At 54.5% G+C, this 13355-nt stretch carries 14 protein-coding genes and 1 pseudogene; 9 read left to right on the top strand and 6 right to left on the bottom strand.

Features of this window, described 5'->3' with window-relative positions; translation table 11 throughout:
- The first annotated feature begins 67 nt into the window (after positions 1 to 67).
- The 3 genes from HD842_RS06760 to HD842_RS06750 all read left to right on the top strand — a co-directional run bounded on the left by HD842_RS06760 (position 68) and on the right by HD842_RS06750 (position 2316).
- Positions 68 to 925: a hypothetical protein gene (locus HD842_RS06760; protein ID WP_183552514.1), complete on the top strand. Its 858-nt coding sequence runs from the start codon at positions 68 to 70 to the stop codon at positions 923 to 925.
- Positions 926 to 1133: 208 nt separating this feature from the next.
- Positions 1134 to 1517 carry a hypothetical protein gene (locus tag HD842_RS06755; RefSeq protein ID WP_183552512.1) on the top strand — a complete coding sequence of 128 codons (384 nt, stop codon included), beginning with the start codon at positions 1134 to 1136 and terminating at the stop codon, positions 1515 to 1517.
- Positions 1518 to 1734: 217 nt separating this feature from the next.
- Positions 1735 to 2316, top strand: a complete 582-nt coding sequence (locus HD842_RS06750; RefSeq protein ID WP_183552509.1) for a DUF6438 domain-containing protein — start codon at positions 1735 to 1737, stop codon at positions 2314 to 2316.
- Between the two features lie 117 nt (positions 2317 to 2433).
- Here the strand turns inward: HD842_RS06750 and HD842_RS06745 are convergent.
- The 5 genes and pseudogenes from HD842_RS06745 to HD842_RS06725 form a co-directional block, all read right to left on the bottom strand.
- Positions 2434 to 2760, bottom strand: a pseudogene (locus HD842_RS06745) (winged helix-turn-helix transcriptional regulator); the annotation flags it as partial.
- Positions 2761 to 3321: 561 nt separating this feature from the next.
- Complete coding sequence (locus HD842_RS06740) at positions 3322 to 4053, bottom strand: Imm52 family immunity protein (protein WP_183552507.1); 732 nt, start codon at positions 4051 to 4053, stop codon at positions 3322 to 3324.
- Positions 4050 to 4202: a hypothetical protein gene (locus tag HD842_RS24445; RefSeq protein ID WP_370660796.1), complete on the bottom strand. Its 153-nt coding sequence runs from the start codon at positions 4200 to 4202 to the stop codon at positions 4050 to 4052. Before HD842_RS24445 ends, HD842_RS06740 begins: the two co-directional genes overlap by 4 nt.
- Positions 4203 to 4207: 5 nt before the next feature.
- Positions 4208 to 4654 carry a Tox-REase-5 domain-containing protein gene (locus tag HD842_RS06730; RefSeq protein WP_183552503.1) on the bottom strand — a complete coding sequence of 149 codons (447 nt, stop codon included), beginning with the start codon at positions 4652 to 4654 and terminating at the stop codon, positions 4208 to 4210.
- 64 nt (positions 4655 to 4718) lie between these two features.
- A complete protein-coding gene (locus HD842_RS06725) occupies positions 4719 to 5411 on the bottom strand; it encodes an IS6 family transposase (RefSeq protein ID WP_183552501.1) in 693 nt (230 codons plus the stop codon).
- 86 nt (positions 5412 to 5497) lie between these two features.
- On the opposite strand from HD842_RS06725, the gene HD842_RS06720 reads away from it, so the two are divergent.
- The 6 genes from HD842_RS06720 to HD842_RS06695 all read left to right on the top strand — a co-directional run bounded on the left by HD842_RS06720 (position 5498) and on the right by HD842_RS06695 (position 11767).
- Entirely contained in the window at positions 5498 to 6112 is a 615-nt protein-coding gene (locus HD842_RS06720) for a DUF2345 domain-containing protein (RefSeq protein ID WP_229424615.1), read from the top strand.
- The gene (locus tag HD842_RS06715) at positions 6109 to 7755 is read left to right on the top strand and encodes a hypothetical protein (protein ID WP_183552499.1); all 1647 of its coding nucleotides are present in this window, start codon (positions 6109 to 6111) and stop codon (positions 7753 to 7755) included. The genes HD842_RS06720 and HD842_RS06715 overlap by 4 nt, the downstream gene beginning before the upstream one ends.
- The gene (locus HD842_RS06710) at positions 7752 to 8408 is read left to right on the top strand and encodes a hypothetical protein (RefSeq protein WP_183552497.1); all 657 of its coding nucleotides are present in this window, start codon (positions 7752 to 7754) and stop codon (positions 8406 to 8408) included. The genes HD842_RS06715 and HD842_RS06710 overlap by 4 nt, the downstream gene beginning before the upstream one ends.
- A 361-nt stretch (positions 8409 to 8769) precedes the next feature.
- Positions 8770 to 9036, top strand: coding sequence for a PAAR domain-containing protein (locus tag HD842_RS06705; RefSeq protein ID WP_183552495.1), 267 nt, complete (start codon positions 8770 to 8772; stop codon positions 9034 to 9036).
- A gap of 1305 nt (positions 9037 to 10341) precedes the next feature.
- Complete coding sequence (locus HD842_RS06700; RefSeq protein WP_183552493.1) at positions 10342 to 10674, top strand: immunity protein Imm33 domain-containing protein; 333 nt, start codon at positions 10342 to 10344, stop codon at positions 10672 to 10674.
- A gap of 151 nt (positions 10675 to 10825) precedes the next feature.
- Entirely contained in the window at positions 10826 to 11767 is a 942-nt protein-coding gene (locus tag HD842_RS06695; protein WP_183552491.1) for a prolipoprotein diacylglyceryl transferase, read from the top strand.
- A 691-nt stretch (positions 11768 to 12458) separates the two neighbouring features.
- On the opposite strand, the gene HD842_RS06690 is transcribed toward HD842_RS06695, so the two are convergent.
- Entirely contained in the window at positions 12459 to 13061 is a 603-nt protein-coding gene (locus HD842_RS06690; protein WP_183552489.1) for a hemerythrin domain-containing protein, read from the bottom strand.
- Between the last annotated feature and the right edge of the window lie 294 nt (positions 13062 to 13355).

The raw sequence follows: 13355 nt of genomic DNA, 5'->3' as shown, positions 1-13355 counted from the left end.
GGGCTTATCACGCGTATTCGTTTCGGATATGATCTGCAATCATTGCTTAAATCTTAACTTACAGCCTATGCGTCCGCACCGCCCTCCTGTTTTTTCACTCCTGCTGATTGTCGCTGCTCTCGGCGTTACTGCTTGCAGCAAATCTACTGATGACCGCGAGCCCGAGACCGAACAGGCAGCCGCCGAAGAGCGGGCTAAGGTCGCAGAAGCCGCCGAGCAGGCCGAACCAACACTGCCGAAGGTCGATTACTGGCAGCCGATCGCCGGTGCCCTGCAAGGCAGATTCGGCGGGAAGTGTACAGAAGGCTTGCAGATGAAGCCGGTGGCAACAGAAGTAAAGGTCGGCAGCAATGGCGCGGTGACTATCGGCACCTTCAGCGCCAATCTGCACGAGGGCGAGGCAACCTTGCTGCGCACGCCTCCTGGTAAGCAAGCCGAGGGCGTGTCCTTGATCGGCGAAGTGGGCGAGCTGTTCCTCACGCTGCAGAATTCCGGCCCGGGCAACACTGACAACGTAATAGCAAAGTACGGCGACAAGGACATCAGCTGCAGCGGCGTGAAGGACGTGCTGCCGCTTGATGGCAAGACCCTGTTCACAACCTACGCCCAGCAATTCACGGTCAAGCCACGCAAGGTGACCTGCGTTGGCGCCGGTCAGGACATCATGAACCGACGGAAGGTCGATTTCCAGCTGGAGGGCAATCTGCTCAGGGTGGGTACCCAGACTTTCGACTTGAACAAGGTCACCACCGAACAAGTGATGCTCAGCGAGAGCGGGGCCGCCTATGCCGTCGGCACCGAGCCGCAGCGCTTGGCCAATGTGTCATTCGACGAGTATGGCCGCCTGAAAAATGTCACGGTCAACGGTTTCGATCAGGGCGAGTCCTACGCCTGCGACAGCGACCTCGAGCAGGCCGCCAACTGATACGCGGGCGCGATATCCCGTACCGCTTGGAGTCACAGCATAGTTGAGACAGATGCGATTGCAGTGGCGACCGCTGCGGCAGGTGGGCGCCGCCTGTCGTGACGTTCCGTGGCTTCCCTCTCTGAGCCCCCTGCCATCCTGTAGTGAGTGGCCGAGTTCGGCCAAAAGCGGCCCATCGCATCCACAATCATTTCGTTAGGAAGAGAGCATGATGAGAATTGTCAGACGCCTCTTAAATCTTTCTGGATTGAATGATAAGGCCATGAAACGGCGTTCATGTTCCTGTGAAGAACCCCCGTTTCGCTTTGAGGATTATAAAACCGTCGAAGTTGGCGAAGACAGCCACGGGGCCGAAATCTCTGTTTTAACTTGCAATCTTTGTGGTCATATGTGGCTCAAGTATCTCATCGACTGGCCACATCAGAGTCGATCTGGTCGTTGGTGGCGCGTTCACATACCACCGGACGAAAAGCATTCAATCTCCACCACGACAGCGAGAGAATTTATCGAGCGCTCCCTCGAAGGGTTTGCAGGTGGAAGCTTTTTCAATTCACACGGTCACCGGATCACGACGCCAATCACCGTCGCTTAGCAAAACAAAATTGAAGACTCTCAAGGTCTGCTTCGGGTCGGCTCCGGCCCTTCGGGATAGTCTACGACTTTTCGGCTTTGATGACCTGTTATGCTGTTCCAACGGCCAAGTTCGACCAGAAGCTGACGGCGCCGGCACCTTTGTCTGCAAGCGGCGACATTTATATTTTCAAGTGGCGGCGAGTTGCCGATCGGCTAATCATGGCTGGAAAACTTTGATGAGATCACTCAGCACATGGATCTTCCTCACGGCGGCATTGCTGCTATCGGCGTGTAGAGATGCAGGCTCAATCGAACAGAAGAGGTTGAAGCCGTTCACGGACTTCGATGCCTTCACAATCGAGCAATCGGCCTGCCTGTTCGACTGCCCCGCCTTCGAGGTCAAGATTTTTTCTGACGGGCGGGTGCGTCACTCTGGCCCGACCTTCGAGCACACAGGCGGCTCTGATGAATCCCGGATTGACCGGCGCGGCTTGACGCAAATCGCACAGGCGCTGCGTAACGCGAGCTTCGATGAGATTCGCGATAGTTACCAGGAAGGGGCCGACGGTTGCGAAAACACGTTCACCGATATGTCGACGCTTAGTTTGAGCGTGAGCCGGGGCCGGGGATATCGCAATAAAAGTGTCGTGCTCTACACCGGTTGCCTTGGCCCCACCGTCCCGACCGAGCGCATCAACACACTGATTAAGGACATCGACCAGGTCACGGGCACAGGAGCGTTACTTGAGCGGCGAAAGCAGGCCCGGCAATCAGGTGGTGGGCACTCAAGCACTAAAAATGCTTCAACCAGGTCATGACAGCTGTACGCAAGGGCAAGTGCCGGCCAAAAGCTGCCGTTGAAATTTGAGAGGACATCTTGAAGAAAATCAAGCTGTTCGTTTGCTCGATGAATTGACCCACTCAGTTTGACCCGCCTTCCACTGCCTGGCAAACGCTGCCACGCGGTCATACGACCCCTCGTAACCCAGTTCTTTCAGGTCCGCGTGGATCTGTTTCAAACTGCGCCACTGTTTGCGCGGCTTGCTCGCTTCTGCCTTGAGCCATCCTGATAATTGCAAAGAATATTTGTCTAGCCCACTAGCTATACGCCGCTCGGCATAGCTGGGCTCAGTCATTTCCGATCGTAGATAACGTCGGACGGTATTGCGCGAGATGCCGATTCGTCTGGCGATCTCCCGTAGGGGAATCTGATCACGAATGTGCCAGCGTCGAATTATGCCTAGTAAAGCCACGTCGATCACTCCGTTCTCCTGCCGATGAGACGGGTCAAATTGTGCTCTTCACGTGGGTCAGTTTCAGTTGCAAATTACTGGGGAAAGTGGGCCAATTTTCGGTGCAAATCAACATCTTAGCTGATTATTAGCTAAATCCAGATCTGATGATTTTGTGGATTCATCGAATGCGTGTCGACATGTTTTTCGAGTGGGCAAATATTGGCTCTATCGTCCTGCATTTTTGCATCCTCAACGACAGGCGACAAGGTGCAGTTTCCGTCGTTTATAAGTAGCCTGGCCTAGGAGCTACGGTGTTTGTCCTTCCGTACTGAGCTGTGCCGTCTGATTTTGCTAAAGGGACCGGCGTTCACAGTCGCGCCAGGAAGTGCAATCTTCTGCCGGCCTACGTGGTCTGAATATCAGGCTGGTGGAAGCGACTTAATTGCGCTTCGCCCTACGTGGAATCGAGGATTAGGTGATCACATCTGCACAAGTATTCGATAGAGGGACACTAGCCCCCTAGTGGCTAACTATCGAAAACACGCAGTTAACGACAGCCAGCGCTAAGCGAATCGAATGAATCGTGCGCTAAAATTTTGTCACAAACTCCCTCAACGTAGGGAGCAGATCTTGGTCTACAAGTCGAGTTTCGATGGCATTTGCCTTCTTCACGTGTTCTGGGTCAGTCACATCGAACCTATTAGTCACCGTTACGATCAAGGTTCCTTGTTGCTTTTTGCCTTTTCCGTCAGTGATTGGAATTACATGGGCCGCTTCAGGGACTTGTTTTGCGTTTACCTCAAACGGGAGATAAATCATCCATCCCACCGGCGGGCGGTCAGGGAATATTCGGCGTTTGCTGTACCCGCTGGGTACCACTTTTACTAAAATAGGGTTCCATATAGTGATCACAGCTTTTACGAGTGTAACTACATTCCTATAGTCGATAAATCCGGTAACCCCGTCGGCGCTAAAATCCAGATCTGATGGAATGCGGCTGGTATTATAGGTCGCGGTATATACTATCGCGCCCTGGTCATCCTTACCATTCCAGACCCCCAATGTACGAAGATCAGTCGCGCGATTGCCCTTGTCAGCCCTCGCTAGCGCGAGTGCGGCAGGGCTGACGCCACTGGAGGTAAATGCTTGGTTTAACAAGGAGTTCACTTCCGTGTCCGCAGGCGGGAACCAATCGTTGATCGGTTGGCCCAATGTTTCCAGAGATTTGGCGAGTTTCCACAGATCATTGTACTGGTCGTCCAAGGATGGAAGACTGGTGCCAGTCCGGAAGTTTGCGCTAACAGCGAGATAGAAACTCATGGGGTCAAGTGTGTAACAATGGGTAGTAAGGATAAACTGAACGATTCAGTACAGTAGGCATAGCATTTCGGTTCCATAAAGTGCCAGTGCAATTGGGCTGGTGACGCAGCCTCAACAACAATACTCTGTGATTTAGCTTGATTTTTCATCTTAGCTAATCCTGTGAGCCGGAAAAACACTTTGGGCGTCTCCTCGATTTCCTCTGCTGGCTTAAAAACTGATCGTAACCCGCTTTGGCTTCTAGCAACAAGCATGCTTGCGACTTGAATCCATCAAAATCGGTGTTGCCGAACTCCCATTCGGTGCGGGGCGTAAACCCCGTAATTCGCGCTTGATAAGCGCGGGCTTCGTCTGACATGTGCCAGTTCCGGGTGACTAACTTTCCACAATCGGGAGGACATTTGGAGCATTTATCGCGCGTCTTTGCTTGCGATCCGGCCTTCGCGATAGGCGCTGCCTTTGCTCGCTCAGCTGACTCAGCCTTCTTTTTCGCTGCTTCGTTGACAACGGCCGCGCCGGCACCCGTGACAGCGACAACGCCAAGCGCCCGCAGCAGCGCCAGGGCTGCTCCTTCAATCACTGGGACGGCAAGTGCTGCCATTCAGAACGGTTGTGTCGCGTTGTTGATCAAACGACAGAATTTTCCTAGGACGCCACTGCACCGCTCAAACTGGACGGACTATTCCTGCCAGCGCAAAAAATTGGTCGGCGAACGACATGGCCTCGACGCCGTCGATCGCGAACTGACCCTTGCGGATCATGTGCATCAACTCGATGCCTGCGAGTACAGAGCCGGCAGACCGGAACGATTTGAAGTTGAGCATTGGCCTAGTCACCCGCTTGATGGCGCGATGGTCCTGTTCGACAATGTTGTTGAGGTATTTAACCTGGCGTACAAGGATCGGCACATCGCGGCCAGCGTTGACCGCATCCATGGCCGCCTTGTTGGCGCCGCTCTTGTCCATCGCGACCTTGTTCGGATCGCCGTTCACTCCCATAGCCTTTTCGAAGAAGCGCTTAGCCGCGGCCATGTCGCGCTTTGCCGTCAGCAGGAAGTCGACGGTCTTACCCTGCTTGTCGACAGCGCGGTAGAGGTATTTCCAGACGCCCTTGACCTTGATGTAGGTCTCATCCATGCGCCAGCTGCCTCCGACCGGGCGCTTGTTTTTCCGGGCCATCTTCTCTATGAGCGGCAGGAAACGAATGGCCCACCGGTTGATCGATGAATGGTCGACCGACACGCCGCGCTCTTCCATTATCTCTTCGAGGTGCCGGTAGCTCAGCGGGTAGGCTGCATACCAGCGGATGCAGACCAGGATCACATCAATTGGAAAGCGCGCCCCTTTGAAGTTGAGCATGTCGAGTCATCCAGTAGTCGGGCGCCGCAGTCTATCTGATCCCGCCACCGGAGGTTTGCTAATGCGACAGAACCGGCAAAAGTCTGTTGGCCAGCGTCGCGGAGAAAATCAGCCTTTTTGCCTATAACGCCGGTATCAAATTATTTGCGGCCAAGGGGAAAGTCGAAATCCAAGCGCAAAATGACGACTTGGACCTGATCGCCGAGAAAGTTGTGCGTCTCTTGTCGACCACGTCGCGCATCGCAATCCATGCTAAAGATGAGGTTATGATTTCCGCAGGCGGCTCGTTCATTCAGATCGACGCGGCCGGCATCACCAACGGAACCTCTGGGACATGGACGGCGAAGGCGTCAATGCATACGATGCCGGGACCGGCGACCCAACCGTATGTGATGCCGCACGTACTCAAACCGGAACTGCAAAAGACCGACTTGGAGTTCCGCCATCTTACGGACTGGGGTGCGGTGCTGGCTGGCGCCGCATACAAAGCCACGCTGAGCGACGGCAGCACGCGGAAGGGCGTGCTCGATGCGGCAGGCATTGCGCGCGTTGTAGGCGTGCCCGCGGGCGTCAGCGCGAAGATCGAATACGACTACAAGCCGATGCAGGCGCAGTCTACAGTCAGTACAGAAATGGATGAGGACATTCATGAACTCCTTAGCTGGACGCCACGCAAGGCTCCAGAGGAGGGCAAGGCATGACGCGGCCGTCGCCGCCTAAGGATTCGATCCTCGACGATGCATGGGATGGCATCGTCGGTGGTATGGACTGGCTAAAATCCGTGCTCTTCGGTGAATTTGCCGATCACCGGCCGTTGTCGGCGGTCGTGGCCGACATGCTGATCAGTTTTGTTCCCGGCGTTGTCATCGTGACCAGCGCACGTGACGCGACGGCTGTCATCCTGCGTCTGGCCAGCCATCCTGAAAAGCGCGAGGAGCTGATGGAATGGGTTCTGCTCAGCGCATGCCTGATTGTGGTCGCCTTGCCGCTAGCATTGGCTGCAGGCGGCGCGGCAGCAGCCGGTGCGGGTGCTATCGTTGGCGGCATCGCTGGTTCCGAATTGGGCGCCGCATTGCGCGCGATAATGCTGATGCTGATTAAGGAGGCGACTAAGCTGGTTGAACTGGTCCAGTTCCTGCAAAAGTTTGTCCACGGCGACGTGCTGAAATTCCTGCGTGCAGTGAAATTTGCCACGTACGAAAAAACGCTGGTGCAGGCGATTGGAAAATTTATCGGCAAGCTAGTCAGCATAGTCAGGTCGTTGCGCACGCATCTGGAAAGCTTTCGCTACTTCGACAGCGTGAAAACCACTATCGCGACTTTGGCGGCTTGGGAAAAGAAATTCTACGCGCTACAACATGATGCGTTGAAACAGATGCCGCTAGCCTTGGCCGAGCTGGACGCCCGCTTGGGCAAGGTCCTGGCGCAGACAGCGCCGAAAGAGGCGCATACGGTGTCGGCGGGGGTGAAGGTCGAGAACAAGGCGGCCACTGTACCGGTAAAGCAACGCGTGCGCGATACGCCAGGCAAGGTGCTACCGAAGCCCATGCCGAAAGCGCCAACTTCCGCTGCCAAGCCAGCAGTAGCAGGCGTCGCAAAACCAAAGCCGAAACCGAAAGCGGCGCCAGTTGCAGCTGCAGATGACGTGCCACTGAAGGACAGTCCGGATCCAGTAAAGCCGCCGGACGATGGGGCTAATACGAAGAAGCAGGCCGTAGTGGATGCCGCGGTCGCCGCGGACCGGGAGCGCATAACGAAATTGTCGAACGAAGCACAGGAAGCGCAAAAACGTGGTGACAGGGTACTTGCGGCGGCCAAAATCGAAGAGGGAAGAAAAATTTTGCGGCCGCATTTGCCCAGTGGTCCCGGCGATTCATGGGATGAAGTCATAAAAAGATTGGATGTTGGTTCACCGAAGGACGGCGCTGTATTCTGGTCCGGCGATCCGTTGGCAGCACAAAAATATGCGGAGAGTATCAATGGTGTGACATTGGAGACGACATCTGGCGGACGAATTATTGACGGCTGGGAAGAAGTCAACAAGGGTTATACTTGGGATGCTAGGTATGGCGACCCTCCTTACGCGCGCGATTTGTGGAAAGGCGTGTCCGAACAATACGCTGAGGGTGTAACCGGCAATGTGAGTACAGTGCAATCAATTGAAAAACTTAGTGACACCAACACGCTATGGCATAATGTTGAAAAGCCAGTGATTCAATTTAAGATGATTTCAGGTGAAGTGAAAGATTTGAGCATGTACAAAATTGGTGGTGCCGGCGATCTGATTCGCCTTAGCGACGTGGAAGTGAATGATCTGCTAAGACTAGAGGGAACTGTGCCATGATCAGTCCATTAAAAAGCGGCTCCCTCGCAAAATTTTATGCATTCTTCGATAAGACTGGAGCGGAGCGGTTAAACGGCCTCGATCAAAGTTATTTCGATGGGATCAGTCAGGCCGATCGGCAAGAAGCGTGGAATTTTCTCGCAAATGATTTTGCGCGCTCACCTGATGCTATTACCGGGCTTTATTTGCTTGATAGTGCCAAAGCAGTCGCTTTATTCAAGGCCGAAATTGACATGCCAATGCCTATCACGCCCTTCTCGGCCGTGCGTCGTATGCTGGAGAGCAATCGATTGTTGATGTTGAAGTACATAAACAAGCGTGACCCAGACCCGATCTATATCAATGCGATGACGGCGTTTGCCAATAGTGAATTCAAGGAAATACGCGGAGAATTTGCCGGTTCCGTTCCGATCGCGCCAGTGACGCGCGGCGTGGTGGATGCGCTTAAACGCATGATTTTTACCGAAATCGAACGTATCCCGATTACGTTAGCCATTACCAAGCTGATGGTTATCCATGGAATGGATTTCGACAGGCATAATCCAGTGTACAAATCGATCTTCATCGCTATGATGTCGGACGATCCAGACGACAAGATTGCAGGCATGACACGCCTGCAGCAGCGTCACACTCTTGATTATTTAGATGAGTGACAGTAGCCTTCAATTTGTCTATCAAGGAATAGTAATGCGTCGTTAGCAAGCCTGCGTGAATAAGAGACGGTGATTGCATTTGACCTGTTCGTGAAGGGACTGCACGGTCGATTAATCGGCTTTTGGTTCTTGATGCTGAAAAAGCTGCTGTAGTCGCACGACAACAAGAAGAAAACCTGCGCGGTAATGATGGGCAGAGATCTACATCTTGCAGCAACAGTTAATAAATTACACCGGCGATTTTCGCTATTATCCTCACATGATTGAGGATTATAAAATACATTGCGAAAGTGCGGCTACTTGAACGCAGCTACAGAATGAAGCGGGCGGTTTCGATAACTTCGACAACGAGAGGTGGAACATGGCGCTACCAATTATCCGCTTGGGAGATATGACATCTCACGGCGGTCGAGTCATCACGGCATCGGTCACGCACACTGTCGCGGGGATCGGAATTGCCCGCGTTGGCGACAAGATTTTCTGCCCAATGCCTGGCCATGGTATGAACGTGATCGTTAATGGCGCGTTGACTTTTCGTATCGGTGGACGCATGGTTGCGCTGCAAGGCCATTACGGTGCGTGTGGATGTATGCTGATTTCCAGCCTGGTTTCTGCGACTCATGGCTAGCGTAGCAGGGCTGGTGTTCGCGAGGCTGGGTGTCACAGCGGAGCCGGGTATCAGATCCGGTAGTCCGACATTTTCGAACTAATTCAATTATCCGCTGTCGTAATTTCTTCTGACATCGCTTGCGCCTGCAGCAATTATAACTGTCTTGATCGAGAAGCAGCGTCGCTTTCAGGGGCTCTCGATTAATCGAAACCACTGGAGCCAGTGACATCCTTCCCGTTAAGTGTTAGTGGCCTTCCGGCGCCGTACGAAGTAAATTTCGGCTCAAGAGTATCCGTAGCCAGCGTCGCCAGGACGCGCTCGTCTCCGGTGGTAATTTCCCCATTTTTAGAGGCTACTAAAAATAGAGGTTAAGCGGCAAGGCCAAGTTTCTGTTGTGGTGTAAAGCCGCCGAGCGCCATTTTGGTCCAGTCGTGATTATAGGTCCCCTACTAATTAGTGGCGAATTGCTGGATTTCGTCGAGCATATTGAACAGGTAATAGGCGAGCCTGTCGTAGCGAACCGTTCTGTTGTAACGCTCTAGGTAGGGGGATGTCCAGGTAGGATGAAATCAATACGGATACCGCGTTTTGCTGCCCATGCCAAGGTCACTGCGTTAAAGTATTCAGGGCCGTCAACGCGTCGGATGGCTGCTGGTCTGTCGCAAGCTTGTCCGGTGTATATCTGACTGCCAGCTTGAGCCATTGAAAGCCTCTGCTGTAGCTCCGTCAGTCCCCACGCCGTCAACTAAGGTTCAGGCACTTGTAGCTCATCTCATATCCGCATTGGTAGATTAGGACGTTTTCCCCAGCAACTCAACGGCTGCTTAGGGTCGGAACCGGTCCTTCGTGACAGTCCGTGAATCTTCCAGCTTGGCAACCTGCTAAGCTAATACGAGAGGGCGGGTTCGGCCAAGCGCGGGCTTTGGCGGAGGACTACGACCAAAGGAGGACCACGTGTTTATACTCAAGATGACGGCGTTAGTTCTTGTAATCGTTCTTGGAATTCCCAACCAAATTATCGACTACAGGCATCGAAAGAAGTACGAGCCTGGAAATGTTTGGGGATACTATTCAAAACTCAGCAAGGAAGGTAGCTGGGAAGGAAAATTCATGATGTGGTCCGGGTACATTGCAATCGCGTACATTGTCGTGGCGACTGGATACCTGTGCTACGCCCTTTCCCGGTAGTCTGCTATAGGTCGCTTCCAGCCTGTCGGAGCCACCACTGGATTTTCAACTTGGCAACCAGCCATGCTGGTCTGAACGACAGGGGTCGGCGAGAAGCGGTCTTTCAACCTCCCGAGCCAACATTGAGAGGAATCCATGGAAAAGCAAGAGGACGTGTGTTCAAAATTCGGTGCAGTGGCGGAGCCGCCAGCCCTCGGGGCGAAACTGGGGATTGCGCTCGCCACTGTTGGAGAACTTCCCATCAACGGCTTACGGATTCACCTTGACGGAACGTGCGGGTGGTTTATCTGGGGTGGTGGCGAGGCATCGACAGATCCCGACTTCTATCAACCGCTTCACGTCGCACACGTTGCTGAGTACCTGCCATCGGTTGAACCTTACCTGTCACTGCCCCCGGGCTACAGATTCCAAATCGCCGATGGGTATGAGGATGTTTGGTTCGACCCGACACTCCTGGTCAAAAAGTAACGGTCCGCTTCGGGTCGATAGCGGCCTGTCGTGACAGTCCGCGACTTTTCCGCTTTGGTGACCTGATATGCTCAGCTGGACGGCCGGGTTCAGCTAGAAGCAGCCTCTGGGCATCTCGGATTAACTAGGCACCTGGTTTCAAAGGAACACGATGGCATATCCATATCTTAGCGACTTCCTAAAGGCAATCACGGGCTACGATATCCCTTTGCCTCTACCCATGTTCGGCATATGCGTTGCCTTCGCGATGCTGGTGGCAACAGCACAGTTCCAACGCGAGCTAGGGCGGCTTTACAAAAATGGCCAGATCGGGCCTGCGATGATGAAGAGCAGGGGTAGCGATGGACTCGTGACGCTGCGGCCCGTAGCGCCCCAGGAAATCGTTCCGGGCTTTACCGTGGCGATCATGGTGGCAGGAATCATGGGGTCGCGGATTTTCCATATTTTCGAACATATCGATGAGTTCACTGCCGATCCTTTGTCAATGATATTCACTCGTGCCGGTCTCACCATCTTCGGCGGACTCATCCTCGGGACCATTGTCGGTCTGCTTTACGTGAAGTGGCATAAGCTGCCGCTGCGTCCTCTTATGGACGCGGCTGCGCCAGCCATGATGCTCGGCTACGCACTGGGAAGAATCGGTTGTCAGGTCTCGGGCGACGGCGACTGGGGCGTCGCTTCCAACATTGCACTTAAGCCTGATTTTCTGCCGACTTGGATGTGGGCGCAAACCTATGAGAATAATATTATTGGCGAAGTCATCGCTGCTCCCGGCGTCTACCCGGCCCCCATGTATGAGACTGTGATGGGGCTTGCTTGCTTCGCGCTGCTCTGGGTTCTGCGCGATCACCGGTTCCGCAAAGGATGGCTCTTTTCCTTGTACGTGCTGCTCGCCGGCGTGGAGCGCATGGTGATCGAACAGGTACGGATTAATCCAATGTTCGATATCGGCTTCGCCACGGCGACGCAAGCGGAAATTATTTCAGGGCTGTTGATTCTGTCCGGGGCTGTCGGCCTGGTACTGCTCGCGCGTCCGGCCCACGCACGTGGGGTGGCAGGCTCGCTCCTAGAGCCGGTCAAAAGCAATGGGTGAGTCAGCAGCGCGCCTGTCTGCCGTGCTGCCGAGCTGTAGCCTTACGCTGGCAGATATCGGAAGCGAGCCGGCATTCACGGTTCACCTTCGCCGCTAAGCAAGCATCAACCCGTATGACTGCTTTGGGTCGAAAGCAGCCGGTCGCGTTGGCCTACGGGGACAGGTAGTTGTGTCAAACTTTATTGTCGCTACCTGCGGACATGGAAGACGCCGACGACTGTTTGTGTCAAACTTTGTTCGCACACCAGCTCGTTGGAATTGGCCAGGTTCTTAAAAGGGCTTTTGTCAAACTTTATTGTTGGTCCACACAAGTTCTGGCGCGCGACCAGTACGGCCGCCGTGATGAGTGCGTTGCAGCGCACGCCGCTTGACCGGATGGTGCCGCACTTCACGACGGCGTTTTCGCAGGTGTACCACTTGCTGAAAATGGCTGGGGCCATGGCCGGTCTGACAGACTAAGGCCCGCTGACGCTCAATCCACTGCGCTACTTTCTGGTAGCCACCATCGACTTCGAACGGGTACGCGCCTGCGAAGAGCTGCAGTTGTTCATTGCAGCCCCTGCACGGTCTTAACGTGGCCTCGGCCGATAGTTGCCAGTCCTTTATCCCGACCTGTAGAGCGCCAAAAAAAACACCGTCGCCGTTGCCGGGGACGGTGTTGCATCGCGTCAGGTAAAGGCGACTGCGCGCGTTATGCCTCTGCCGATTTGTCGTTCGAGGTTGTCTTTGGCGTCAGCGCGAAGGCGGCAATCAGGGCGCCGACGACACCGACGGCCAGCGCCGCGCTGCTGCCCGAGAAGCCAACCAGATGTTCCTTGGCCAGCTTGCCGGCCTTCGGCCCGACGAGCTGGAGACGGCGACGCGTCATTGCAGCACCCAGTTCCGACAGGCGCGCCTTGCCCAGGATGTTCTCGGCATCGGGCAGCAGGCGGGTTTCTTCATCGGCCACGTGATGGATCACGTCGCGCATCAATTCCATGACCAGATCATCGTGGCGCGGATCGGCGCCGCTGGTGCGACGCAGTTGGGCGATCAGGCGGCGCATCTCGTCGTGTTCCGGTTCAGCCTCGTGGATGAACGGCTGCTTCGCATCTTCGCGTCGCATTACCGGATAGAAAATCTCTTCTTCCAGCGTTGCATGGATTTCCAGCGCATCGCAGATCGTGTCGGCCAACGCCTTCTTGACGGTCGGGCTCTTGTCGCTCGAATACTGGTGGAAGGTGACCATGACGTGCGAATGATCGAAGCGGATCATGTCAGTGATGGTTGGGCTGAGTTGCTTGAGATTGAACATGGTAGTACCCCCGATGTGATTGTTTGTCCGCTATCGTGGGGCACGTCGGTCGAGATGACTGTAGGCGCGCATGCCGGTGCCTTGTCAGTCATGTGCCAGATTGCACAGGCTGGCTGCCACGTGCAAATGTTGATTTGAAATAACATCGTGTCAAATTAATCCTACACGGACTCGGGATTACACCTGATGGATGACCAATAGTTGTCATGCGATTATGGGTTCACTGGGCTGCCGATCTTGACGACGGCCCGTCCTGGACGGTCACGCATGACGCGTGCCGCAAGGATGAACACC

The sequence above is a fragment of the Massilia aurea genome, from assembly GCF_014200505.1.
Taxonomy (GTDB): Bacteria; Pseudomonadota; Gammaproteobacteria; order Burkholderiales; family Burkholderiaceae_D; genus Telluria; species Telluria aurea_B.
The sequence above is the reverse complement of the archived record's forward strand: the minus strand, read 5'-3'. Positions and strand labels throughout refer to the sequence as shown.